Annotated in this window: 26 protein-coding genes; 7 read left to right on the top strand and 19 right to left on the bottom strand. The window is 38.5% G+C overall.

Going from position 1 to position 26339, the window contains the following annotated elements; translation table 11 throughout:
- Nucleotides 1–133 precede the first annotated feature (133 nt).
- Together purB and LY28_RS12315 are read right to left on the bottom strand one after the other, a co-directional pair.
- Nucleotides 134–1561, bottom strand: coding sequence for an adenylosuccinate lyase (gene purB / locus LY28_RS12325; protein ID WP_110462496.1), 1428 nt, complete (start codon nt 1559–1561; stop codon nt 134–136).
- A 331-nt stretch (nt 1562–1892) separates the two neighbouring features.
- Nucleotides 1893–3173: an aspartate aminotransferase type Ic gene (locus LY28_RS12315; protein WP_110462494.1), complete on the bottom strand. Its 1281-nt coding sequence runs from the start codon at nt 3171–3173 to the stop codon at nt 1893–1895.
- A 247-nt stretch (nt 3174–3420) separates the two neighbouring features.
- On the opposite strand from LY28_RS12315, the gene LY28_RS12310 reads away from it, so the two are divergent.
- The 5 genes from LY28_RS12310 to LY28_RS12290 all read left to right on the top strand — a co-directional run bounded on the left by LY28_RS12310 (nt 3421) and on the right by LY28_RS12290 (nt 7433).
- Nucleotides 3421–3909 (top strand): signal peptidase I, encoded by a 489-nt coding sequence (locus LY28_RS12310; protein ID WP_110462493.1) that lies wholly within the window; start codon nt 3421–3423, stop codon nt 3907–3909.
- A 26-nt stretch (nt 3910–3935) separates the two neighbouring features.
- Nucleotides 3936–4913, top strand: coding sequence for a P-loop NTPase family protein (locus LY28_RS12305; RefSeq protein WP_110462492.1), 978 nt, complete (start codon nt 3936–3938; stop codon nt 4911–4913).
- Complete coding sequence (locus LY28_RS12300; RefSeq protein ID WP_110462491.1) at nt 4903–6309, top strand: S26 family signal peptidase; 1407 nt, start codon at nt 4903–4905, stop codon at nt 6307–6309. The genes LY28_RS12305 and LY28_RS12300 overlap by 11 nt, the downstream gene beginning before the upstream one ends.
- 149 nt (nt 6310–6458) lie before the next feature.
- Nucleotides 6459–7007: a hypothetical protein gene (locus tag LY28_RS12295; protein WP_110462490.1), complete on the top strand. Its 549-nt coding sequence runs from the start codon at nt 6459–6461 to the stop codon at nt 7005–7007.
- Nucleotides 7008–7145: 138 nt separating this feature from the next.
- Nucleotides 7146–7433: a hypothetical protein gene (locus LY28_RS12290; protein ID WP_165835559.1), complete on the top strand. Its 288-nt coding sequence runs from the start codon at nt 7146–7148 to the stop codon at nt 7431–7433.
- 7 nt (nt 7434–7440) lie between these two features.
- Here LY28_RS12290 and LY28_RS12285 read toward each other — a convergent pair whose 3' ends face one another.
- The 15 genes from LY28_RS12285 to LY28_RS12215 all read right to left on the bottom strand — a co-directional run bounded on the left by LY28_RS12285 (nt 7441) and on the right by LY28_RS12215 (nt 19731).
- Nucleotides 7441–8379, bottom strand: coding sequence for a dipeptidase (locus LY28_RS12285; protein WP_110462488.1), 939 nt, complete (start codon nt 8377–8379; stop codon nt 7441–7443).
- A gap of 39 nt (nt 8380–8418) precedes the next feature.
- Nucleotides 8419–8796 (bottom strand): YraN family protein, encoded by a 378-nt coding sequence (locus tag LY28_RS12280; RefSeq protein WP_110462487.1) that lies wholly within the window; start codon nt 8794–8796, stop codon nt 8419–8421.
- Nucleotides 8786–9088, bottom strand: coding sequence for an EscU/YscU/HrcU family type III secretion system export apparatus switch protein (locus tag LY28_RS12275; RefSeq protein WP_110462486.1), 303 nt, complete (start codon nt 9086–9088; stop codon nt 8786–8788). The genes LY28_RS12280 and LY28_RS12275 overlap by 11 nt, the downstream gene beginning before the upstream one ends.
- Before the next feature lie 61 nt (nt 9089–9149).
- Nucleotides 9150–11081, bottom strand: coding sequence for a flagellar hook-length control protein FliK (gene fliK, locus LY28_RS12270; RefSeq protein ID WP_110462485.1), 1932 nt, complete (start codon nt 11079–11081; stop codon nt 9150–9152).
- Nucleotides 11082–11158: 77 nt separating this feature from the next.
- The gene (locus LY28_RS12265; protein WP_110462484.1) at nt 11159–11932 is read right to left on the bottom strand and encodes a ribonuclease HII; all 774 of its coding nucleotides are present in this window, start codon (nt 11930–11932) and stop codon (nt 11159–11161) included.
- 233 nt (nt 11933–12165) lie between these two features.
- Nucleotides 12166–13056 carry a ribosome biogenesis GTPase YlqF gene (gene ylqF, locus LY28_RS12260; protein WP_110462483.1) on the bottom strand — a complete coding sequence of 297 codons (891 nt, stop codon included), beginning with the start codon at nt 13054–13056 and terminating at the stop codon, nt 12166–12168.
- 155 nt (nt 13057–13211) lie between these two features.
- Nucleotides 13212–14003 (bottom strand): signal peptidase I, encoded by a 792-nt coding sequence (gene lepB, locus LY28_RS12255; RefSeq protein WP_242981258.1) that lies wholly within the window; start codon nt 14001–14003, stop codon nt 13212–13214.
- Nucleotides 14004–14218: 215 nt separating this feature from the next.
- Nucleotides 14219–14560 carry a 50S ribosomal protein L19 gene (gene rplS / locus LY28_RS12250; protein WP_110462482.1) on the bottom strand — a complete coding sequence of 114 codons (342 nt, stop codon included), beginning with the start codon at nt 14558–14560 and terminating at the stop codon, nt 14219–14221.
- Between the two features lie 123 nt (nt 14561–14683).
- Nucleotides 14684–15379, bottom strand: a complete 696-nt coding sequence (gene trmD, locus LY28_RS12245; RefSeq protein ID WP_110462481.1) for a tRNA (guanosine(37)-N1)-methyltransferase TrmD — start codon at nt 15377–15379, stop codon at nt 14684–14686.
- Nucleotides 15379–15888, bottom strand: a complete 510-nt coding sequence (gene rimM, locus LY28_RS12240; protein ID WP_110462480.1) for a ribosome maturation factor RimM — start codon at nt 15886–15888, stop codon at nt 15379–15381. Before rimM ends, trmD begins: the two co-directional genes overlap by 1 nt.
- Nucleotides 15889–16167: 279 nt before the next feature.
- Nucleotides 16168–16398: a KH domain-containing protein gene (locus LY28_RS12235; RefSeq protein WP_110462479.1), complete on the bottom strand. Its 231-nt coding sequence runs from the start codon at nt 16396–16398 to the stop codon at nt 16168–16170.
- A 199-nt stretch (nt 16399–16597) separates the two neighbouring features.
- A complete protein-coding gene (gene rpsP, locus LY28_RS12230) occupies nt 16598–16843 on the bottom strand; it encodes a 30S ribosomal protein S16 (RefSeq protein ID WP_110462478.1) in 246 nt (81 codons plus the stop codon).
- 108 nt (nt 16844–16951) lie between these two features.
- Nucleotides 16952–18301, bottom strand: a complete 1350-nt coding sequence (gene ffh / locus LY28_RS12225) for a signal recognition particle protein (RefSeq protein WP_110462477.1) — start codon at nt 18299–18301, stop codon at nt 16952–16954.
- A 26-nt stretch (nt 18302–18327) separates the two neighbouring features.
- Nucleotides 18328–18684: a YlxM family DNA-binding protein gene (ylxM, locus tag LY28_RS12220; protein WP_110462476.1), complete on the bottom strand. Its 357-nt coding sequence runs from the start codon at nt 18682–18684 to the stop codon at nt 18328–18330.
- 270 nt (nt 18685–18954) lie between these two features.
- On the bottom strand, nt 18955–19731 hold the full coding sequence (locus tag LY28_RS12215) for an NYN domain-containing protein (RefSeq protein ID WP_110462475.1): 777 nt from the start codon (nt 19729–19731) through the stop codon (nt 18955–18957).
- A 934-nt stretch (nt 19732–20665) separates the two neighbouring features.
- On the opposite strand from LY28_RS12215, the gene LY28_RS12210 reads away from it, so the two are divergent.
- The gene (locus LY28_RS12210) at nt 20666–22306 is read left to right on the top strand and encodes an OPT/YSL family transporter (protein ID WP_110462474.1); all 1641 of its coding nucleotides are present in this window, start codon (nt 20666–20668) and stop codon (nt 22304–22306) included.
- A gap of 59 nt (nt 22307–22365) precedes the next feature.
- Nucleotides 22366–23214, top strand: a complete 849-nt coding sequence (gene coaW / locus LY28_RS12205) for a type II pantothenate kinase (RefSeq protein ID WP_422785007.1) — start codon at nt 22366–22368, stop codon at nt 23212–23214.
- Nucleotides 23215–23278: 64 nt separating this feature from the next.
- Here coaW and nrdG read toward each other — a convergent pair whose 3' ends face one another.
- Entirely contained in the window at nt 23279–23788 is a 510-nt protein-coding gene (nrdG, locus tag LY28_RS12200) for an anaerobic ribonucleoside-triphosphate reductase activating protein (protein WP_110462472.1), read from the bottom strand.
- 86 nt (nt 23789–23874) lie between these two features.
- Nucleotides 23875–26187, bottom strand: a complete 2313-nt coding sequence (locus LY28_RS12195) for an anaerobic ribonucleoside triphosphate reductase (protein WP_110462471.1) — start codon at nt 26185–26187, stop codon at nt 23875–23877.
- Nucleotides 26188–26339 lie beyond the last annotated feature (152 nt).

Genomic DNA, 26339 nt, shown 5'->3' with positions numbered 1-26339 from the left:
AGTTAAAAAAGATAGGATGATGTATTGACATCCTATCTTTGTATTTTATTATATCAAAATATTGTATTGACTATCAATATAAATTTACTTTCTTTTATTTAAAGCAATATTTAAAAAGCTTCCCTCACCAAGCCTAAACCTTCAAATCAATTTCAATATCGGCTACCTCAGCCTTTGCAAGCACTGTATTTACTTCATCCTGAACAAACTCCTCAACCTGCTCAGCACATCTTCCTATATAACGCTTGGGCTCAAGAACTGAATTGAGCTCTTCAAGAGACATTCCGAACATTGAATCCTTTGAAATTCTTTCAATTAAATCATTTGCCTCTCCGTCAACTTTTACTTTCCTGCCTGCATCCATAGAGTGCTTTCTAATCTGCTCATGGAGCTCCTGTCTGTCTCCTCCGTGCTTTACCGCTTCCATCATTATATTTTCCGTAGCCATGAAAGGAAGCTCATCCATAACATGCTTTGCAATTACCTTCGGATATACTACCAGACCGCCGGCAACATTTATATAAATATTTAAAATTGCATCTGTAGCCAGAAAAGCCTCAGGTATGGAAATTCTCTTGTTTGCGGAATCATCCAAGGTTCTTTCAAACCACTGGGTAGAAGCTGTTATGGCAGGATTTATTGCATCTACAATAACATATCTTGCAAGAGAGCAAATTCTCTCGCATCTCATAGGATTCCGCTTGTATGCCATTGCGGAAGATCCAATCTGCTTCTCTTCAAAGGGCTCTTCCATTTCCTTCATGCTTTGAAGAAGTCTCATATCATTTCCAAACTTATATGCACTCTGTGCAATGCCGCTTAAAACACCAAGCACTCTGCTGTCAAGCTTTCGCGAATATGTCTGGCCTGATACGGCAAACACCTTTTTGAAGCCCATTTTTTCTGCAATAAGCAGCTCAAGCTTTTTAACCTTTTCATGATCTCCGTCAAACAGATTAAGAAAGCTTGCCTGAGTTCCTGTGGTACCTTTTGAACCCAATAGCTTCATATTTGCAATTGTATGCTCTAAATCCTCTAAATCCATCAATAATTCCTGAATCCATAAGCAGGCTCTTTTCCCCACCGTTACTAACTGTGCAGGCTGATAATGAGTATACCCCAATGTAGGCATTGCTCTGTATTCCAAGGCAAAGGAAGAAAGCTTTTTAATAAGAACCAGCAGCTTATTTTTGATAAGCCTTAAGCCCTCAGTCATAATAATTACATCGGTATTATCTCCAACATAGCAGGAGGTGGCACCAAGGTGAATTATTCCCTTTGCATCAGGGCAAAGCTCCCCATATGCATGTACATGGGACATAACATCATGCCTGAATTGCTTTTCGTATCTTTCCGCAACCTCATAATTGATATTTTCCGCATTACTTTTTAATTGCTCTATTTGAGCCTCGGTAATATTTAAGCCCAGCTCCTTTTCAGCTTCTGCCAAAGCTATCCAGAGTTTTCTCCAAGTAGTAAATTTCATGTCCGGTGAAAAGACATACTGCATTTCATTGCTTGCATATCTTGAATTCAAAGGACTTTCATAAACGTTTTTCATTTAAAATTTATCCTCCATCAAAACAATATTATGGAACAACTGTAATAAGCCTTGCTATCCCTATAAATACAACATCAAATATTATACAATAAAATCCGAATAATTGCATCAGAAATATTAAAAACGTTCGTATAATCAGTCTGCAAGCAATATATTTACAGTTATTGCTTTTATTTACAGCCGCAAAAACGCAGCACCGCTTATATTTCACTTTAAAAGAGCAATATAAGCGGCGCTGCGGCATAATCAAAATTACTATAAAATAAATTTGAGAAAACAATGAGAATTTACATCCCATATACTAAAATTATAAGCGTTATTTTTAATTCATTCAAGCTATTTCCATGATTTTTTTAGCGCTGACTAATTGTATACATATGGCAAAGATTTCAATTGCCTTCTTTAATTCCTCAACAGGAGGCATTGTCGGAGCAATTCTAATATTTTTGTCAAGAGGATCCTTTCCATACGGATAAGTGGCTCCTGCTTTTGTGAGTGCAACTCCCGCCTCCTGAGCCAGCTTTGCAACTTCCTTTGCACAATTATCCAAGGTATTAAGGCTGATAAAGTAGCCTCCGTTAGGCTTATTCCACGAGGCAATTCCCTTGCCGCCCAACTCTTCTTCTAATATTTCTAATACCATATCAAATTTGGGCTTCAAAATACCTGCATGCTTTTTCATATGAAGGGTTATTCCTTCAAGGTTCCTGAAGTACTTAACATGCCTCAGCTGATTTATTTTGTCATGGCCTATTGTCTGTATTGTAAGGCTCTTTTTTATGCTGCTTATATTGCCGGTGCTCGATGCCATTACAGCAACACCTGCACCCGGGAAGCTTATCTTTGAAGTAGAGGCAAACATATAAACCATATTTTCATTTCCTGCTTTCTTACACGCAGTCAGAATATTTTTAAGCATATCCGGCTTATCCGAAAGATGATGAACACAATATGCATTATCCCAGAAAATTCTGAAATCCTTTGCCTTTGGTCTTAATGCCGCAAATCTGTCAACAACCTCATCAGAATATGTAATTCCGTCAGGATTACTGTATTTCGGCACACACCAGATACCCTTTATTGCCTCATCCCCGGCAACAAGCTTTTCAACAGTGTCCATATCAGGACCGTCTTGCCTCATGTCAACAGTAATCATTTCTATTCCGAATAACTCGCATATGGCAAAATGTCTGTCATATCCGGGGCTTGGACATATAAACTTAACCTTTTCCTGCTTTGACCAGGGTATTTCTCCCGTTATACCTAGAGACATAGCTCTCGCAACAGTATCATACATAAGATTTAAGCTTGAATTACCTCCTATAATTATCTCGTTTGCATCTACCTCCAGCATTTCGGCAAAAAGAGCTTTTGCCTCAGGCAATCCGTCAAGCACACCGTAATTTAGGCAATCGGTACCGTCAGCCGACCTGCGAAGATCCTTTGCGGGAATATCCAGCATATCCATACAGATATCAAGCTGGTCAGAGCAGGGCTTTCCTCTCGTCATATCCAATTTGAGCTTTTGCCCCTTAAATGCATTATATCGGTTTTCCAAAGCTTCTATTTCATTTTTAAGTTCATCCTTTGATAAAGTTTCATAATATATCATGAATACTCTCCTCCAAAATCGTGATCATATGCTACAACAATGTTATTTTAATACATAATATTAACATATGCAAGTTTTATGGTCTACATATTCAAAAAATATTTTGGGGTACATAAAAATTTTATTTTTATCCTTTTTTATGCAAGAATTCAATAACTAAACTGCAGTTGTTTTGGTTATACTAATTTGAGAAATTTATATAAAAAGGAGTAGGGTTTCTATACGCAGATAAAGCTTGGAGGCTGGCATGAACAACGATAAATACACCACAAAGGAAGAGATAGCTTTAATGAGAATTGAGATAGAGGAAGCAAAAAGTAATATGCATAATAAAAAGCTTAAAATTATCAGATTTATAAAGCTTTTTATGTTTTTGGCAGTTTTTCTATTACTCACCAGTACCCTTGTATCAGTACTGCTTACCAGATATTCAGGTGCCACCCCTTCTATTTTCGGCTATCAGCTTTATACTGTGCAGTCAGGGAGTATGTCACCTACTCTTCCGATTGGATCGATTATACTGTCAAAAAAAACTGATGATGCGGCTGCACTTAAGGCCGGAGATATCGTTACCTTTTCTTTGAACGGAGCTGTTGTAACTCATAGAATAATTGAAGTTATTAATGATAATGGTATCAAATACAGAACAAAGGGAGATAATCCGGACAATACTGCGGATATTGAGCTTTTGTCCCCTGATAATGTTAAAGCAATATTTGTAATGAAACTGTATTGAAATTACTTTAAAACGAGGTGTATAAAATGCAAGCCCCTGCCATTTACATGAAAAATCTTTATTCCTCCGAATATTATATAAGCAAGGAGGACGCAGCCTCTCAAAATGAACATGTTCTAAAGGATATCAGCTTTGCTGCAAATCCGGGTGAGCTTTGGAGCATAATGGGAAGCTCTGTATTTGAAATGAAGCTTATGCTTGATATTATGGCCAATGCAAAGAGTTATGAAAAAGGAAACTTGATGCTTGCAGGCTTTGATACTACAAAAAGGAAAAGAACCATACTCCCTCATGTATTCTATATAGGCAGTACAAATATGGCTTTTGGAAACATGAATGTTCTGGAGTACCTGATGTTTATCACCGGAGGTTATTCAAGCAGAGACTCTGTTTCCAGACAGGAATATCTCCTTAATTATCTTTTAGCTTCAGACTTGGGATATATATGCCTTACACCCATTACACTGCTTACCTCACAGGAAAAATCCATAATAATTCTGGCTGCGGCGATATTAAGTGACAGTGCTCTCATAATTATGAATTTCCCAAGGCTCATGTATAATGAGCAAGAAATAAATTCCTTCGGCAAGCTTATATCAAGGCTTCCATATCTTGAAAAAACATTGGTAATCAGTACACAATGCTATGAAATGGCTCAATTAATCAGCAGTCATGTATGCTATATAGATAAAGGAAGAATACTTTATAAGGGCTCCCTCAGTAAATTTCTGGACAAATATGACAGAGTAATTTACCTTCTGGGAGCAGATAACTTTAGCTATATGGTACAATCTCTCAAATATGCACTGCCGCAGTTTGAATACCGTATAGAAGAGGAGACTTTGCAGATAATAGATAACAATGATAATGCAGACACTAAACAGGCGGCGGCAAAGATTTTTCAGACATTAAAGGATTTCAATATAGAGCCCGGCTTTGTTTTGAAAAGCAATAAAACCATAAAAAACTCTATTCAAGGATTGATGAAGCAGTATGATATATGATAAAAGTATTTTTAAAAAAGAACTTAAGGCATCATATTTTGAACATTCCATCAGCGTCAAAAAACGTATGGGATACTCACTGTTTCTTGCCTTGCTGTCATTTGCAGATCATTTTGTTCTAAGAACCCTGGAGCAAAGTGTATTGTCGGATGCCGCTCCGAAGTATATAAGTCCCAGTTCCTTCAGTACTATTTCTATCTATATTGATATATTTTACTTTTTTTATATTTTTTACTTAGCCACAAATTATCATTTCCTTACCTTTGACGAAATACGCAATAATAAATGGTATATTCCTATAAAATTTGGCTTCAGCCCGCTAAGGATGATTTTTACGAAGCTTTATACAAGACTGATTACTATATTTTTCGTATATGGGCTTGGCTATGTGATTATACTTTTTCTAACCTCTTTCCTTAAATATGCTCTTTTATTTGAATACCTCGTTCCACTTTTCATCCTTGGCTTAATAGATTTGTTTTTTATTGTTATTGTAACCATGACCTCCTCTCTGTACTTTAAAAAAGGTATAATTTCAAACTATGTTATGGCATCCTCTGCAATTCTGATTGCCATTCTGAAATATATCACCGGCTATTATGCTGTTATAGGCGACAAAAGCCGTTTTAAAAGCATAAATATCTTGTCGGAGTTTTCCGTGTATGTCACTATTCTTTTTTTTATCTCCATAGTTTGTATTTTTATAATTTTCATAAGAGGAAAAAGAAATGCAAAATATTACAGCTTTTCTTTCTATGAACTCGATTATGATTTCCCCGACAATGTATCAATTGCATCAGGTCCGGAAACCAATTATAAGAAGCTGATAACACAGGAATTCGACGCTGCGGCAGGATTGAGAATTATAACAAAGGTAATAAATTCATTGCTGGCAGCAGTTATAATAATATTCATCATTTTTAATGCTCTAGTTTTATTTATTTCTGTGTCCACAGCAAAAAAGGAAGTACCAATTTTTAATATTATCCCGTATATATTTAAATCAGATACAATGCAGCCTGTGATTATGTATAATGATCTGGCGTTTTTCAGTACAAATATCGCCGTGGAACCCATAAAGGGCGATATCGTAATCTACAAAGCAAAGGAAGAAGTAAATGTCGGAAGGGTTAAATCAATTCAAAATGAAACGGCTGTTGTTGATATTGATAATTATCCATCTGATAGTGAAGGGAAAAATTATTCGGAAACCATACGTAAAAGCCAGATTTATGGAAAATATGCCGGAAGAAGCCGTTGGCTCGGATTATTGATTCTTTTTGCAAACAGTACCGTAGGCAGACTTCTTTTGCTGTTAATACCTGTAATCCTGCTTTTTTATTATAAGCCAATATTAGAAGTAATAAACTTTATAATTAATAACGGACTGAGTTAATTACTGCCGTTTAAATCCTACAGCAATTCTATATGTATGAAAATTTAATAAATTCAAGTATATTCCTGTTGACCTTTCAATTAATTCTGACTATAATAATAAGTGTTGTGGATGTTATGTAAACCAATTACACTATACGGAGGGTTAAAATGAAAAAAACTATTATAATGAGCGCATTAATTCTGACTATTCTTACTTCAATAGTAGCAGGAACCTTTGCTACTTATACAAAAACACTTTCTCCAATTACCGGAAATGTTTCTGCCAAATCCTTTTATATCGGAACTAAACAAACTGTTTTTCCTGACATAAAATTGGCTCCGTCAGAGAAATCGGAATGGGCTTTTGAGGTTGTGAACTTTAAAGATGACGGAACAGTTAATGAGGTTGATACAGATATGACAATTCAGCTGAATGTAGCTCCGAAAGCAGGCAAGCAAGCAATTGACGGTCTTCACGTAAGCATATATGATGAATCAAACAAGCAGCTTGGTACAACTGTAATTAAAAACGGTCAGATGACATTTACCGTAGAAAAAGCATTTGTAGCCAATACAAGAACCACTCAAAGACTTAAGCTTGTAGCCGACTGGAAAAACTCATTTGTCGGAGATAATGTTGATACAGCAAATGCCGAAAACAGTAATGCTACAGCAATAAGCGTTACTATAACAGGAACTCAGAACCTGCGTAAGTAATAAAAACCGCAAATTAAGAATAATAACAGCGGCTGGAGCATATAGTCAACACTACAATGTTTCAGCCGTTATCTTTTAGAATTTTAGCCTTGAGTTAAATAAGTATACACCAAAAATATGGCAAAGGAGGTACCTTACATGAAAAAAGCGCTCATTTTGTTTGCTGTTTGTATTTGTATTGCTGCCTCTGCTTTGTCAGATACAATGGCCGTTTACACAAAAACTCTTCCCGCTGTAACAGTGACAGTCACCGCTAAATATTATGATATCAGCAAATATCCGTACTGGAGCTTTTTGAAAGAGCTCTTTAAAGAATACAAAAAGGGGGATATCGTTCAGTACAATGGAAAGCTGTACCAGCGCAAGGATTCTGGATTTTTTAATCATCTAGCCCCCGATTTAAATAAAAGCTGGGTTAAAATTTAGCCAAAACTTATTTCAGGACATTTTTTATTACTCTAAGAAAATTCTGCCCAGCTATCTTGCTGACTAAAGTCTCACTATAGTTAAGCTTAAGTAATTCATTCAGCAGGCTGTTAATACACTGTACCCCCTCCAGACCTTCCGGAGTAGTGTCGATTCCGTCATAATCCGCACCAAGCCCCAGCGTGTCTTCTCCTGTCAATGAAATAATATGCTCGATGTGTTTTATAACATGCTCAATAGATGCCTTGCCATCACTTAACACAAAATCAGGGCATAGATTTATTCCTGTGACTCCGCCGTTTTTCTTCAATGCCAGAAGCTGTTCATCTGTAAGATTTCTTCTGTGATTACATATTTTTTTGGCGTTTGAATGGGACGCAATAATAGGTGCCGTACTTATGTTAAGTACATCCCAAAAGCCTGCTTCCGACAAATGAGAAACATCCACCAGCATACCGAGCCCGTTCATTTCAGCAATAACCTCCTTACCGAAGGGAGTCAGTCCTCCTCCTGTACAGGCATCAGCTACACCATCCGCTATCTGGTTTCTGTAATTCCATGTCAGAGTAAGGGCTCTTACTCCAAGCTTATACAGCATACGCAATGCGGAGAGGCTTCCCTCCAATGCATCTCCGCCCTCAATAGTAAGGACGGCTGCTACTTTTCCCCTTTCAGCAGCAGAAATAACTTCGTTGTAATTACCGCATAACAAGATATCATCCTTATTAGCCTCAATTTCCCTGTACAATTTGTCAATTATATCAGCAGCACGGCGAAGCGCGCCCATTTTAGCATGAGCAGGCGAGATAAAGGCTGCAAAAAACTGAACAAAGCCGTCATATTTTTTTAATCTGACCAGATCAATATGTCCCGTATTCTTATAAAACTCCTCACCTTTTTCCATTATGGCTGTAATTGTGTCGCAATGTGCGTCAACTATTATCATTTAACTGGCCTCCGGTTTACGTATTATAATATATTTATATCAGAAAGCATTTTTAATTATGCTGATATTTTCTATTTCATTTACACTATTATTATTTTTCATATTTATTTCTATGACATCAAAACGTACGCTTTGATTCATATTACCTGTATTGGACAGATATACCGAAGCAATAAGTTTTATTTTTTCCTGTTTCCTAACTGTAACTGCCTCTCTTGGCATACCAAAACGGAGGGATTTTCTCGTTTTTACCTCTATAAAGCAAATGCATTGGGCTTCCTTTGCAATTATATCTATTTCTCCTATTCTGCCGGCTCTGAAATTTGTTTTTAAAATTTCGTAATTATTTTCCTTAAGGTATTCAACAGCTTTTTTTTCACCTTCATGCCCAACTTTTCTGGTATTATTATCTGTCATATCTTTCTCCGTAGCTTTTATCTACACTACCTATAAATATTAATATTTCTGCAACCACCTCATATATCTCCGGCGGAATTTCATTTCCGATACCGAGAGCTGACAGAGTTTTTGCCAGATTGCTGTCCTTATATACAGGGATTTCATTCCCCTGCGCCTTTTCTATTATTTTTTCAGCTAATATACCCTTTCCGGCCGCAATAATCTTTGGTGCCGCATCTGTCTCCGGAGAATAACGCAGGGCTGCGGCATGCTTAATTTCCTTTTTGGCTTTATTTTTGTCTTGAGCCATAGCTTCAATTTCCCTTCAAATTCAAAAATAATTATTCTTAACGGCAAGCCTGCTGCTTGCTTTAGACCAATACATCAATATTATTCGGACTTTTTATAAATTCTTTTTTTGCCTCTTCCTCAAAATTTACAACATTCAATGGCTCATCCATAAGTCTGTATGTGAAATCAACAAGCCTGTAGCCCTTTTCCAGCAAGCTTGTATAAAGCTGCTTATGGTTCTCCTTCAGCACATCAAACACTTCACTGTTTTCAAGTCTGAAGTTTGTACTTATATTCTTTTTGTCCACACTCAGCAGGGTGTCTATTCTTCCGATATTCGTGCTATCTAATGATATCAGCACTGTCATCTGGGAGGCATCAAGCTTTTTGGATTTTGAACCTCTTTTAAGCATATAAAGCTCGCCGGTGGTATTTTGATTAAATATGCTCAGCGGAATCTGTACATATGAGCTGTAGTTGTTCAGTTGATTGATAAAATTCATATTGCTTTCCAGATTGCTTATTATTTTCAGCGCAGCTTCCTGCATTGATACCGGCATATGCTGCAAACCTGCTTTAAGTGTCTGAATAGCATCCTCCATGTTTTTATACAGCTTGACCGGATTTATCTCGTCACTGCTTCCGTCTATTCTGACAAATAAATTTTTAAGACTTTCTATTGCATTTTCAAAGCCTTTTATGCTGCTTTTACCCAATTGAGCCAGATTTGAGCCTTCCTCACCCTTCATGATTTTAAAAACTGCGGAATCTATTTCCCCGGCAATCTGCTTTGCCGCTGAAAGCTCATCTGCCGTTATTTCACCGCTTTTAATCATATATTCAACCCGTGAGCCGATTGACTTCAGCAAAGGCAAATCTGCCTTTCCGAGAGGCTCCCCGCCCTTGAACAAATTGCTGATTTGCTGTTCAATCATATTAGCCTTGTTCTTGAAACCTGAATATACAGCAGCAGCCTTCTGACTGGCAGCTGCCCCTTCTCCGTCTGTACCTGCTTTTACTGCTCCGGAATTATTTTTACTGTCATTTACCGTATCATTCTCCGATGTGTCCGAGGCAGTATTATTCTGAATATAGGTGCCTCTTACCAATTTTTCAGCTGCCGCCGCAGTACTAGCTGGGCTGTTGGCCTTGGGAGCACTGAGACTGCCATCAGCCATATTATTTTCTCCTGATATGACAGCATTATTTAAAGGAGAGGACCTTTCAGATGACTTGGAAAAGGAATCCGCAGCTAATACTGTCCCGGCATTTGAGGATATATTCTGTTGTCTGTTCTGTACGGCAGCGGAATTGTTTGCAGGCTCACCACTTGTTGCTGGGTTTTGTCCTTTAGCAGCTATTTCATGAGCAAGTCTGCCGAGAATATAGTTAATTACAGCAGGCTTTTCGTATTCTGCCGCATTTTTGCCGTCGCTGCCCATAAGCTTAAGCAGTTCACCTATGTCATTGCTGATTTTAAGTCTGCCGGCTAAAAGATTCTGAAGCTTATCTATGCTATTCTGATCATTTGTCATATTTGCACCGGTTAAAAAAGCAGCGGAATCCGGCTTTAATTCAGTATTTTTGCTCATTAAATTAATTATCTTTGACATGCTTTCGGAATTAACGGGGACATTCTGCCTAATCAGTGCCCGGGCAAGCTCAATATTCTGTTCGGTAACCGGTAAATTTAGTCCAGTCAATGTGTTTTTTATGTTTTCAAAGGATGTATCCGCCTGAGGCTGCACATTTCTGCCTGCAACCTCGAATACAGGCTTACCGTCAACGGTGCCCTTGAATACAAAATTAACATATTCACCATCGGCAGCATCAAGAGGATTCGTGGCACTAGCTGATATAACAGAGCCGTCTGCCAGCTTCAATGCAAGGTCACTGCCTGAATTTTCAACCACCTGCGCTCTGACTGTATCTCCCGGTTTTAGCCTGCTCAATATATCTCCGCCGGTATTTTGTGTAAATCCTCCTGAAGAAAAAAATCCATCAACTCTCACCTGCTGACACCTCCCAATATATTTCGGTACTGCCTGATTTGTTCATGCTTTTTCATGCGGAAGCTTGCCAGATAATATCATTCTGAAAGCCACGACTCATTTATAAAGCTTACTCTATGTATCGGACAAAGTCCGAATTTTTTTATAGCAGAAATATGCTGAGGTGTTCCATAACCCTTGTGAACGGCAAAACCATATTCCGGATATACTGAATCATACTCTCTTATTAATCTGTCCCTGGTTACCTTTGCCAATATTGAAGCTGCCGCAATATTAAGGCTCAGGCTGTCCCCCTTTATAATAGGCACCTGCTTCGCATCAATATTCTCGAGCCTTACCGCATCTAAAAGAATACAGTCTGGTGAAGGCTTTAGCTGGCTTATTGCATCAAACATTGCTTTTTTTGTGGCATTCAATATGTTAATATCATCAATAGACTTTTCGCCAACTGCCGCAATTCCGTATGCAACAGCTTTTTCCTTTATTACCTCAAACAGGGCTTCTCTTTTTGCCTCACTGAGTTTTTTAGAGTCATTCACTCCCTCTATCAGCAAGCCCTTCGGAAGAATTACCGCAGCGGCAACCACCGGCCCTGCCAGCGGTCCTCTGCCCGCTTCATCCACACCTGCTATCAAGGTGCAGCCTTCCTGCATAGCCTTATTCTCATAGGAAAGCATATTTTGCAAGCGTTCTGTCTCCTTGTCATGCTTTTCACGAAGCCTGTAATATTTCTCAAGCAGCCTGCCCACTGATGAGCCGCATGTCTCCAAAGATATAAGGTAATCAATTGCTTCTTGAATTGATTTGTCCTGAACCTGTTCCTGAATCTGCTTTAATGTTAGCTTAGCCATTATTTGCTCCTGTCAATATGTATTGTTAAAGGGCATGACAAAGCTCTGCAAGGCTATAGCAAGGCTTCACGCTGCTCAGCTTATATTTTATGCTATTGTCATTAATTATACTTTACTACAGAATACAGGTGCTGACCAGTGTAAAACCCCAAAATCCGGAACGCCCATTGATGTTTCCGGAGCTTGTCAATACCTATGAAGAACTGTCAAATATATTTAACCCTTTGATAGTGTTAAAGAAATAACTCCTGGCTGTCTTTTAAGTCTCTCTCATCCGGCTTTTCCAACGTTATTCTGCCTATTTTTCCGCCTCTGAATTCGTCCAGAACAATTGCGGATATTCTGGAATAGTCAATCTGGCCCTTAGATATAATACAGCCTCTCTTGCGTCCTACAGTTTCCAAAAGCTCCAGCGGCTCCGGATTTTTGATTGAAGCAGGCTCAAGCTTGAATCTTGTATACAATTCCTTCGGGTACAGCAGTGAAAGCCTGTAAAGAAGCTCCATAGCCACCTCTGATGTATCCATTATATCATCCTTAATGGCTCCGGTAAAAGCAAGATTCAAGCCAACCTCCTGATCTTCAAATTTAGGCCAGAGAATACCCGGTGTGTCTAAAAGCTCTATTTCCTGATTTATTCTTATCCATTGCTTTCCCCTTGTTACTCCCGGCCTGTCTCCTGTCACGGCTGTCGCTCTGCCCACAATTTTATTTATAAATGAAGATTTTCCGACATTAGGAATACCTACAACCATAGTTTTTACGGGTGTAAAAATTTTACCCTTTGCTCTTTCACGTTCAATTTTTTCGGACATCATTTCACGTGCCCTGGCTTTAACTTCATTTAGTCCCTTACCGGTTATAGAATTAATTAAAATACATTTTATTCCTTGATTCGCATACCACTGTATCCATTGGCCCGAAACCTTGTCATCTGCCAGATCCGACTTATTGAAGGCCACAAGCCTTGGTTTGTTATTTATTAAAGAATTAATTTCTGGATTTCTGCTGCTAAATGGTATTCTTGCATCAAGGAGTTCTATAATAACATCCACAAGCTTTAAATTTTCGGCAATCAGCCTCCTTGTCTTTGCCATATGCCCCGGAAACCATTGAATATTCATAAATTCTCCTTTGTAAAATTTTAAATAAATTAACAGAGTTCTAAAGTCTGGTACAACTAACTTCCTACCATTCTCAGAACTCTTGTATATAAATATCGTCTCAGATATAAAATATCATTGCAAAGGCTTGAAACGCCTGTGTTCTATCGTGACGGTTAGTCATACAATCCGCCGAATACAGAAAATGGCCAAATGCGGAAAACAGCCTTGCCTATAACAGCATCCATATCAATTGTCCCTATCTGTCTTGAGTCAAGACTCTGTCCTCTGTTATCGCCCATTACAAACAGCTGGCCTTCAGGTACCGTAAAAGGAAGCTGCATACCTTTCGAATCAGTAGTTGTTTTTGTATATGGCTCATCCAGCTTGATAAAATCACTCTCTCCCTCAGATTTGCGATATACAGAGCCGTCGCGTATATCAATCTGATCTCCCGGTAAGCCTATAACTCTCTTTATATAGTCAACCTCGCCGGGATTTCTGATAGGCAGATACTTAATAAAGTTCTTGATTTTGCCTTCCTCATGCATAAATACTATGATATCACCGCGTTCAGGCTCGTTAAAAAAGTAACCGGTTTTGTAAACTATTACATTATGACCTTCATGAAGTGTATTTTCCATTGAAACCATATTTACCTTGTAGGTTGAGAATATAAATGCCTTAATAAGCATTGATATTAACAGAGCCGCAACAATAACCATAACCCACTCTAAAATTTCCCTGCCTATTGAATTTTTCTTTTTGCTTTTCGTTATTTTACCGGCTTCATCGCCAGTATTGCTGCTCATTTCAGCTGCGCTATATTCTGCAGGCTTTATATCAGAATCATTTTTAATATCATTTCCGTTATTATTATCAGAAGCCTTTTTCCCATTGATATCTTCATTATCAAATCCAACATTTAAAGCTTCATCTTTGCCGCCCTCGGAATTCTTATTTTCCATTAAAATATCACCTCGTCATTATTTTGAACACACTAGCTTTAAGTTTATTCATAAATGATTATACTATCTTTTATTAAAGTAATCAATTTTTACAATAATTTTATTTTAATACTCAGGTTTCCAGTAAATAGTCCTGATTTTAAAATTTTTCAAATGGATATCTTACTAAAAAAACCCAGAGACAATAATGCCTCCAGGTTTTTCGGCTTTCAAAATTATAGCTTTTCTTTAATCTTTGCAGCCTTACCAACTCTGTCACGCAGATAGTATAGCTTAGCTCTTCTGACAACACCTTTTCTGACAACATCAATATGATCAATTCTTGGTGAGTTTACGGGGAAAATTCTTTCAACACCGACACCGTAAGATACTCTTCTTACTGTAAAAGTTTCTTTTAAACCAGAACCCTTTTTAGCAATAACAGTTCCTTCGAATACCTGTATTCTTTCCCTGCTTCCTTCTATAATCTTTGCATGAACCTTGATAAAATCACCGATTTCCAAATTTGGAATGTCAGCTCTTATTTGTTCACTTTCAATAGACCTTAATATATCCATAATATAAATCCTCCTCCCTCTCCTAGATGTTCATGCATCATAAGTGCAGAGGACCATCCGTATTACACACAAAGCACATTATAACATAATTTGTTGGATAATGCAAAGTAAATTTTAATGTTTTTAAAGCTTTTTTTGATATGCCTCATACATATCAGGTCTTTTCAATTTTGTTCTTTCTAATGACTGCTCCATTTTCCATTTTTCTATATTTGCATGATGTCCTGAAAGCAATATTTCAGGCACCTTATTTCCTTTATAATCAGCCGGTCTTGTATACTGAGGGTACTCCAGCAATCCATTGAAATGCGATTCCTCGCTGTAAGAATCCTCACTTGCCAAAACGCCCTGCAAAAGCCTGCTGACGCAATCAATGAGCACCATTGCAGGAAGCTCTCCTCCTGTGAGAACATAATCACCTATGGAAATCTCCTCATCAACTATTTCTTCAATTATTCTCTCGTCAATTCCTTCATAATGGCCGCATAGCAATATCAAATGCTTTTCCTCAGACAGCTCCTTCGCCATATCCTGTGTCAGCACCCGCCCCTGAGGGCTCATATATATAACCCTTGGCTTGGTTTCCAAATCCTTCGTAAGATCTTCATATGCATCTATAACAGGCTGACAGGTCATAACCATTCCTGTGCCTCCGCCAAAAGGATAGTCATCAACCTTTCTATGCTTGTCCTTCGAATAGTCTCTTATATTTACAGCGTTTACTTCAACAATGCCGTTTTCCTGAGCGCGGCCCACAATGCTCTCTCTCATTACAGCATTAAATATATCCGGGAAAAGTGTAAGCACCTCAAATTTCATCAGTCAAGCAGTCCTTTCGGCAAAATTACAGATATTCTTCCGTTTTCCGGAGAAATTTCCATGACTACACTTTTCAGAGCAGGAATAAGTAATTCCTTTCCCTCTTCATTTTTTACAACATATACATCATTGCTGCCTGTATGAATAACATCCTTGAGCTGGCCTAAAAGGCTATTATTTTCATCATAAACCTGCAAGCCCATTATATCTGCAATAAAGAAGGAGCCCTTAGGAAGCCTGACTGCATTAGCTCTGTCAACTTTCATATAGAGATTTTTCAGCTTCTCAGCTGCATCTATAGAATCGACACCTTCGAATTTAAGTATTACAAATTGCTTGAAAAATTTCACACCTGAGATGTTATATTTTTCAAGCTTGCCGTTTTTATCAATAAAAACCCATTTAAGGTCAAGAAATCTATGAGAATCATCTGTCATGGAAACAGCCTTAAGCTCTCCCTTTACACCATGAGTATTGATTAACTGTCCGACAATTAAATATTCAAGCATTAAAATCACCTATCTTTACAGATAATATTTTTTGAAAATTTGCTTTGCAAGGCTACCGGCTACTTAATTTCTTGTATGCTAAGCCAAGGGTTCCGATGGCTGCCTGCAGCGGCACCTGACTTTTCCCTGCTCAGACACAGCCTGCTTAAAGCAGAAGAGGGAATTCAAACCTTTAAATTCCCATATTCCTAAAAAACGATAGAATATTATCAAGATATTCTATCGCACAAAGGCTTCAAGCCATAATTGATTTTAGAAAAGGGGCGTCCGCCCCTTTTCTCATTGTATAATATCCACTACTACCCTTCTGTTGTCTTTGACTGCCGCAGCCTTGACAACAGTTCTGATAGCTTTTGCAATTCTGCCTTGCTTACCGATTACCTTGCCCATATCATCCTTGGAAACCTTAAGCTCAAGGATGATTGACTTTTCATTTTGAATTTCATTTACAAAAACCTCATCTGGATAATCCACAAGAGCCTTTGCAATGTTTTCAAGCAATTCTCTCATAATAACCTCCACGCCGGGTTTCCGGCGAAAAATTTATGAAAGCCTCGTGAAGGTACGCTGATTTTTTACCAACTATAATATACATCTTCCTCAAGCTAACCTCCACGCTATTGAGGCACCGCATCCTTTTACACCCAAATCCGGATTCTTTCAAGTTAATCTAGTTTTTTAAACTGAGTTACACAAAATAGCATTGATATTATTGAATAATACCTGATTTCTTAAGAAGTGACTTAACTGTATCCGTAGGCTGTGCACCATTCTTAATCCATTTTTGTGCTTTTTCCGCATCAACTTTGAAATCAACAGGATTTACCAAAGGATTATAAGTACCTATTTCATCAATAAATCTACCATCTCTGGGATATCTTGAATCAGCAACTACTACTCTATAAAAAGGCTTCTTAGTAGCACCTATTCTTTTTAAACGTATCTTAACCGCCATTATTTTCACCTCCTTTTAAGGAATTCATTATAAAGAAAACCTCACCTGTGTCCGGCAGTAATTGCCTTTATCCACAAGCTCAGTTGCACTTATAAACTTCTGAAAGCATCAGAAAGGCAATTTGAACTTTCCAAGACCCTTTTTGCCTCGCTTGCCCATATCAGTCATCATCTTCATCATTTTTCGCATTTCTTCAAACTGCTTGAGAAGTGCGTTAACTTCTTGGACAGTCGTACCGCTTCCGGCAGATATTCTCTTTTTGCGGCTTGCATTAATTACAGACGGATCATTTCGTTCCTTCTTTGTCATTGATCTGATGATAGCCTCGGTACGAGCCATATTTTTTTCGCTCTCTTCCTGATTTAAATCCTTGAGAGCCTTTGAATCAATACCAGGCATCATGCCAAGAATTTCTCCTATTGAACCCATTTTCTTAATCTGCTGCATCTGTTCGAGGAAATCCTCAAGTGTAAACTGCATTGTGCGCATTTTCTTTTCCAGCTCAAGGGCCTGCTTCTCATCAAATGCATCCTGAGCCTTTTCAATGAGACTCAGCACATCACCCATTCCAAGTATACGCGATGCCATTCTATCTGGGAAAAACGGCTCAATCTCGCTAAGCTTTTCTCCCAGTCCTATAAACTTGATAGGCTTACCCGTAACAGCTTTGACGGAAAGTGCCGCACCGCCTCTTGTATCGCCGTCAAGCTTTGTCAGAACCACTCCGTCAATGCCCAGCTTTTCATTGAAGCTTTGTGAAACATTTACAGCATCCTGACCTGTCATTGAATCAACAACCAGCAATATTTCATGAGGATTAACAGCCTTTTTTATATTCAGCAGCTCATCCATTAATTTCTCATCTATGTGGAGTCGTCCCGCAGTATCTATTATAACCAAATCATATTGCTTCATATTAGCAAACTTTACTGCTTCCGTTGCAATTTCAACAGGATTCATATTGTTTTCCAATGTGAACACCGGAATATTTAATTGTCCGCCTACAACCTGCAGCTGCTTGATAGCGGCAGGCCTGTATACATCGCAGGCAACCAGCAGGGGCGACTTTCCCTGCTTTCTCAACAAGCTTGCCAGCTTGCCGGAGGTAGTGGTTTTACCTGAGCCCTGAAGTCCTGTCATTAAAAATACCGTAGGGGGCTTTGAAGAAAAAGTCACCTTGCTCTGTTCTCTTCCCAGCAGCTCTATAAGCTCTTCATGAACTATTTTAACTACCTGCTGTCCCGGTGTAAGGCTTTCCAAAACATCCTGCCCGACCGCTCTTTCAGATATCTTGCTTATAAAGTCCTTAACTACCTTAAAATTTACGTCAGCCTCAAGCAGAGCCAGCTTTATCTCTCTCATCATATCCTTGACATCTTTTTCGGATACTCTGCCCTGCCCTCGAAATTTTTTCATTGTTTCTTGGAGCTTTCCTGACAAACCTTCAAAAACCGACATTCCAAAACCTCCAATTCAATCCTGCACTATATACTATTGGCAAGCTCCCTTATTTCCAACCCAACTTTTTCGATAACTGCCTTGTTGTGCCGGCTGAGCTCTGCTACATTTATATTCTCCAAATACTTCTGTACCTGCTCGGCTCTTTCTTTCTGCTGGCAGAATTTTAAAAGCAAGCCCAATTTACTTTCATATTCATTTAATAACATTCTTCCGCGCTTTTCATTATCATAAACACCTTGACGACTGATACCCAGCTGTTCCGCAATTTCTGTCAAAGTAAAATCATTGTTGTAATGCAAATCCATTATCTCATATTGTCTGTCAGTAAGCAGCTGTCCATAAAAATCAAGCAGCAGGGATGTTTCAAATACCTTCTCCATGGTAACCTCCGTGAGGCACATGACTAAAGTCAATTACAGTTCAAGCCATCGTGGGATAAAATACCGGAACGATATACATGCAGCTTGGAGCTGAATTTGTTTTTTAGCCTCAAACCCAAACTGTCATCTGATACCACCGGGACGATTACCTCGTCTATTCAGCCGATAGTAATTGACTCCAATAAATTGAATACCTATAAAACAGAACTTGTAAAGCAATTTTACTTTACAACTTATTTTAAATTAAATTGTACAGGTTGTCAAGTACTTTTACTTTACAAGATTATTTTTATTTCTAACGTAAATATGCTTTATTTTTGAATTATTTGTATCTCTCTCCTCAATCTCAAATTCCTTGAGCTTCTTAATGAGATGAGTCAATTTGTAAAAGCCGAAATTTCTTGGATCAAAATCAGGCTGTTTTTTATTAATCAGATTGCCGACATCTCCAAGAAACGCCCAGCCGTTTTCATCCTCCACATCATTGATTGAAACTGCAATCAAATTGATTATATCCTTGCCTATAGCCACTGTACCGCTCTTTTGCTCCTTTTCCGCCACACCCTCTTTTTTAGGCCCGTTGTCATATGTTTCATTATTATGTGAGGATGCACTGATTATTTCAATATAAGTGAATTTATCACATGCTGCAATAAATGGGCTTGGAGTTTTTCTTTCTCCTATGCCGAATACCTTCATACCTGCTTCACGAAGTCTTATAACCAATCTTGTAAAGTCGCTGTCGCTTGATATTATACAGAAGCCTTCAACCTTTTCCGTATATAGTATATCCATTGCATCAATAATCATCGCAGAATCTGATGAATTTTTGCCGCTGGTATAGCTATATTGCTGTATAGGCGTAATGGCATTTTCCAATAAAACATTTTTCCATCCAGAAACAGTAGGTCTTGTCCAGTCAGCATATATTCTCTTGATAGTAGGTGTTCCATACTTTGCGATTTCTTCCATTATGCCTTTAATATTGCAGTAAGGTACGTTTTCAGCATCTATAAGTACTGCAAACCTCATTTCGCCGGATTCCATATATGTCTCCTCCTTTCATTGCCTATAATTTATTTATACTTTGAAATTCATTAACAATTATATACCTCAATTGTTATTTTTAATTATTATAGCATTAAGGCCATAATTATTCCATCCATTATTTACATATTTTGTAATTTTTCTTAGCTTTCCCTGTAGAAAATCTATCAATGCTCAGCTTATCGATGGTTCGGCTGAGTAATTTATTATATGGAAATTAATAATTGCACATATATAAGCAATATGATAACATAATAAATTAGCTGGTATTCATATAAATCAATCGTCGTAAAGGCTTTATAACCGCAATCGACTTTTGGCAAGCCGCATAGGCATCAAATATGCTGCTTTTGCATTTGAAACCAGACAGGATTGTTTTGCCCCGAAGGTTAGTATCGGGGCTGTAGCTTTTTTAAATTGACCAAAGTCAATTATGTTTTAATACTTCGCATGATAAAATATCGGGACAGTATGTATCGTTTTTTAGGCGGCAGCAGTTGACTTTTATTACGACTTATATCCTTTTGGAATAAGAACGGAGGTATTTTAATGTTAAAATTTATTATTTCAAGCTAACCAGTCTGTATATTACCAGAGGTCAATCTTGCCGGCCAGATAAAATGTAATCGGCAGCCACAGTTTGGTTTGAAGCTAAAGCTTCTTAATATTGACTTTTTATCCTGTAATGCGGAGAATTTGTGCAATTTTCTATTGCTTTGTTCCGTTAAAGGAAGAATTATTCTTACAGCATACACACTAATCAATATATTTTTTATATTCAGGCTTATGCATGTCCTTACGGATCGAGACATTTATTTCAGCTTATGAATAAATCCGCCTGAACTTGAGTAACCTGTAGATTGTAAAAAGGCTTAAAGGTTCTCAGCAGGATGTTTTACAAATGCTTATGCCCCTATTGGGCGTGGAGGTTAAAATGAACGATAATAGCGAAAGAAATCTTTTTGGAATTGAACAATTATCCCTGAGAAGCTTAATTTTTGGTGCTCTCGGTTCTTGTGTAATTACTGCAAGCTCAATGTATGTCGCACTCAGAATGAGTGCGCTCCCATGGCCGACAATTTTTGTTGCGGTACTTTCAATGGCACTTTTGAAGATATTCGGGAAAACTACAAATAATGAAATTAATATTACTCAGACTGCGATGTCAGCAGGATCAATGGTTGCAGGAGGATTAGCCTTTACTCTTCCGGGATTATGGATTATGGGTATCTGGAAGGGCTCTGCTGATTTTTCCGTTAACTTCTTTAAGGTATTAGCTGTAGCCATTGCCGGAATGCTGTTTGGTACGGTTGCCTCCTATATTCTAAGGTATAGGTTTATTGTTAATAACGGCGGTTTAACATATCCTATCGGGCTTGCGGCTGCAGAAACAATAAAAGCCGGAGACCATGGAGGGAAAAAGTCAATTTTCCTTTTTGGCAGCATGATTGTATCGGCAGTATATACTTTTTTCAGAGATCAGCTTGCACTTGTTCCTCAGGTTTTTGCATATAAAAGCACAGTCATTGCATGGAACTCCCCCATGGCTGTGGGTATGGGATATATTTTAGGCGGACTGTATACCGGTGTTTGGTTTCTTGGTGCATTGTTTTCAAATGCATTTATTATACCCTTTGGCCCCAAGCTCGGGCTTTTTGCCGATGGTGCAGAAGCCGCAGCCTTTAAGACAAGTGCGGGTATAGGGCTTATGGTTGGTACAGGCTTAGGCGTTCTTATAGGGATTGTGGTATCCGCTGTCAAAAAATTGCTTTCACAAAAAGGCTCTTCGGATAACCGCATAAAAGCGGACAAAAGGAAAATTTTCAGTTTCGGAAGAATATTAATAATCCTTACCACTGCATTGGCCTTTGTTTTTACCATTGCAGCCGGAATATCCGTTATTCCCTCCATATTGTTAATAATAGGGATATTTATTGTTTCCGTAATGGCCGCCTCTATAACAGGACAGACCGGAATAAACCCGATGGAGATTTTCGGTATTATCGTTCTCCTTGGAATCAGAATATTTGTTGATATTGATGCAACCGATGCCTTGCTGATAGCCGGATGTGTTGCTGTTTCAAGCGGTTTTTCGGGTGATTTGTTCAATGATTACAAGGCAGGTCAGGTGCTCGGAACAAATCCAAAGGCTCAGCTAATTTCACAGATTGTGGGAGGAGTATTCGGGACAGTAGTCGCTTCATTGGCATTATTCGCAATTATAAACCAGTTCGGGGAAGTAGGTATGGATACTGCTTTGCCTGCCGGTCAGGCAGTCGGTGTAACCACAATGATTAACGGAATCGGAGACCCTGTTGTTTTTGGTGTTGCAGCGGGAACAGGCGCAATTCTATATCTTTTGGGACTTCCTACAGCCACCTTGGGCATTGGTATTTACCTTCCCTTCTATATATCATCTTCTGTTTTTCTGGGAGGATTAATACGTTTTATTACCGGCCTTGTAAAAGGCAAGTCAAAGGAGGATACCGGCACAGTTGCGGCATCAGGCTTGCTCGGAGGAGAAGGCATTACAGGTGTAGGCATTGCAATAGTAAAGATGTTTACGGGAGCTTAATTTGATAATAAAAAGCAGTGAAAGCAATATATGCTGAATGATTACATATTTCTGAAGGAGTGTTTTTCTTGGGCAAGGTTATTGGAATAGATATAGGCGGAAGTACTACAAAGATTGTCGGTTTTGACAAAAAAGAAATAATTAATCCTTTGCTTGTGCGTGCAAATGATCCTATTGCATCGGTTTACGGTGCTTTCGGCAAGTTTCTCAATATAAATTCACTGAAGATTGATGACGTTGAGAGGATAATGATAACAGGTGTAGGTTCATCCTTTATTAACAGTAAATTATTCGGTATCCCCACAGCAAGAGTTGATGAATTTATGGCAATAGGCTTGGGAGGGCTGTTCCTCAGCAAATTGAAAAAAGCAATTATAGTCAGCATGGGTACAGGAACAGCTCTTGTAAAGGCTGAGCATAATACAGCCGTCCATCTGGGAGGAACAGGCGTGGGAGGAGGTACCTTGCTGGGACTGTCAAACAGGATGCTGAATGTAAGAAATTTTGATGAATTGATAGAGACTGCAAAGGGCGGTGATTTATCCCATGTGGATCTTACTATAAATGATATTTCAAAAGAGATACTGGAGACTCTTCCCAGCGAAACCACGGCATCTAACTTCGGCAAAATAAGCGATTTAGTTACAAATGCTGATTTAGCAATGGGTATAATTAATCTTGTATTTCAGACTATAGGCATGGTTGCTGTTTTTAATACAAGAATTGATAATATAAAGGATGTCATATTAACCGGAAATTTAACAAATGTACCTCAATCCGAGCATATCTTCACTCAGCTAAGCAAGCTATATGATGTTAACTTTCAGACACCCAGAAATGCGGAATACGCTACAGCTGTCGGTGCTGCACGCTGCTATGCCGAAAATGTCGCTTATAAAGAAATATAGCAGCTAAAAATCCAGACGATATCCTAAGTATCTGTCTGGATTTTGATATTCTTCCTTATGTTCTCTATTCAATTGCAATTACAATCTTTTTGCTTTCCATACTTTTTGGTACGTCGATAATTCTCTGATTTTCCGAGCCTTTAAATTTCAGCATCAGGCTTTTCTTTTCCAGTATAAAAGGACCGTCCACCAGTATATCTGTATTTTCTAAAAGCTCCTTATAGCCTTCTCTCTCGGAAGAATATTTTATCAGCTGCTCAAAGGTATATCCTGTATAGGTAATCACATTCTTTCCCATTTTCCTCACTTCCCTTGCCAGCTCGGCAAAGGCCCCAGCCTGCTCAAAGGGGTCTCCTCCGCTCAGGGTTACTCCGTCAAGAAGGGAATTCCTCCTGATATCCTTCAGGATTTTATCTGTATCTACCAATTCTCCGCCTTCAAAGGAATGAGTCTCGGGATTGTGACAGCCTTTGCATTTATGCTTACAGCCCTGAGCAAAAATAACCAGCCTTATCCCCGGACCATCTGCTATTGATTCATTTATAATTCCTGCAACTCTTATCTTTTGGTTCATTTGATTTATCCTCACTATTCATCATAAATAATGCCCTTAGATGAAACGCAAACATAATAAAAACATTAATACAACAGGATTACTAACTACATATGAGTGACCCTGTCCCTCACCTCAGCCAGCTTCGCATTGTTAAACCTGTCTAAGGTACCCACCAGATATCCTGTTATACGCCTGATTCTTTCAAAATGAGCACCCTCTTCTTCTCTTCTTCCGCACTTGGGGCAAACATCTCCTATTATTCCGGTGTAGCCGCATACAGGATCCCTGTCTACAGGATGATTAACAGAGCCATAGCCAATACCGGCTTCCTTCATAGCTTTTACTATCTTCTCAAAGGCTTCGAGATTGTTCATAGGATCACCGTCAACCTCCACATAGGTTATATGTCCCGCATTGGTTAATTCATGATATGGAGCCTCTATTTTTATCTTATCAAGCGCATTTATCTTATAATAAACAGGGATGTGAAAGCTGTTTGTGTAATATTCCTTGTCTGTAATGCCTTCAACAGCTCCGAAAAGCTTCCTGTCATATTTGACAAAACGTCCTGATGTACCTTCTGCAGGCGTTGCTAAAAGAGAAAAATTCATTCCGTACTTTTCACTTGCTTCGTCCATTCTTTTTCTCATATAGCCAATTATCTCAAGTCCCAGATTCTGTGCCTGTTCAGACTCTCCATGATGCTTTCCGGTAAGGGCCAAAAGACATTCCGCCAAACCGATAAAGCCAACAGATAAAGTACCGTGCTTGAGAACCTCACCAACCTCGTCCTCCCAATCCAGCTTGTCAGAATCAATCCAAATACCTTGTCCCATTAGAAACGGATAATTCTTTACTTTTTTCTTTGCCTGAATAAGGTATCTTTCATAAAGCTGTTCTATAATCAAATCTATTTTTTTATCCAGCTCTTCAAAAAATATGTTTAAATTTTTATTGCTTCTCAATGCTATTCTGGGCAAATTAACAGTTGTAAAGCTTAAATTCCCTCTGCCGAAAATAGTCTCTCTGGAACTGTCATATGTATTTCCGATTACTCTGGTTCTGCATCCCATATATGCAATTTCAGTATCAGGGTTCCCCTCTACGTAATATTTAAGGTTGTACGGCGCATCTATAAACGAAAAGTTAGGAAACAGCCTCTTTGCACTTACGCGGCATGCCAGCCTGAACAGGTCATAGTTGGGATCACCGTCCTTATAGTTAATTCCATCCTTAACCTTAAAAATATGTATTGGAAAAATAGGTGTTTCACCGTTTCCAAGACCGGCTTCTGTAGCAAGCAGCAGATTTTTAATTACCAGCCTTCCCTCGTGTGAGGTATCTGTTCCGTAGTTTATGGAACTAAAGGGTGTTTGCGCTCCGGCACGGCTGTGCATTGTATTAAGATTGTGGACAAATGCCTCCATCGCCTGATATGTTACCTTGTCTGTCTCTTCATCAGTTTTTTTTACGGCAAAGGCCTGTGCCTTATCCACAACAGCTTCTTCAGCCACGTAGTTCAATAGATACTGCTTTTCAAGCTTTATATACTGCTCCATTCTATTCAAAGCAGGCTTGAGATAATTTTCCTTCTCTATTGTCTCACAGATTGAGGCTATTTCCTTTTCTAAATCCTTGTCTGTCAGAAGCTCTATCGTTTTGCGCAAATTCTGCTTGTAGCCTTTAACATAGGTCTTTGCAACCCCCATCGACATTCCGAAATCAAAATTCGGTATGCTTTGCCCTCCATGCTGGTCATTTTGATTGGATTGAATTGCTATGCAGGCAAGCGCCGCATAGCTGTTTATATCATTCGGCTCTCTCAGGTGTCCGTGCCCGGTGCTGAAGCCTTTCTTAAACAGCTTTACAATATCTATCTGACAGCAGGTTGTAGTAAGCGTTAAAAAGTCCAAATCATGTATGTGAATATCTGCTTCGTTATGTGCCTTTGCATGCTCCGGCTTCAGCACATACATTTCATAAAATTGCTTGGCACCTTCCGAACCATATTTAAGCATAGTTCCCATTGCCGTATCGGTATCAATATTTGCATTTTCACGCTTTAAATCATTGTCCTTTGCATCTTTAAAGGTCAATTCCTCGTATACTCTCATAAGTCTGGTATTCATTTCACGATTTCTGGTCCGGTCTGCTCTGTATAAAATAAATTCTTTAGCTGTTCTGGCATGACCGGTTTCAATCAGTATCTTTTCAACCGCATCTTGTATTTCTTCAACGTTCGGAAGCCTTCCCTCATATGCAGATTCAATATAATCAACCACCTTTTCAGCCAAACCCATAGCAGTATTATAGTCTTTGCCTCCGGTTGCACTTGCAGCTTTGAAAATAGCACTTGCTATCTTTTCGATATTAAAAGGAACTTCTCTTCCGTCACGCTTTTTGATTTTAGTAATCATTGCGGTTTTGCCACCCCTCTAAAAATTTACATTATTTACCACGCCATATATTGTGTATTAATACTATCACTATCAAATATATAGTGTCAAGGACAATTAAAATGATTTAAATTTAATTTCTGCCCTTTATATCTTAATAAGATTTGATTTTT

It is taken from the genome of Ruminiclostridium sufflavum DSM 19573 (genome assembly GCF_003208175.1).
GTDB classification, from domain to species: Bacteria; Bacillota; Clostridia; order Acetivibrionales; family DSM-1351; genus Ruminiclostridium; species Ruminiclostridium sufflavum.
Note: the sequence above shows the minus strand (reverse complement) of the source record. Positions and strands in the feature narration are given on the sequence as shown.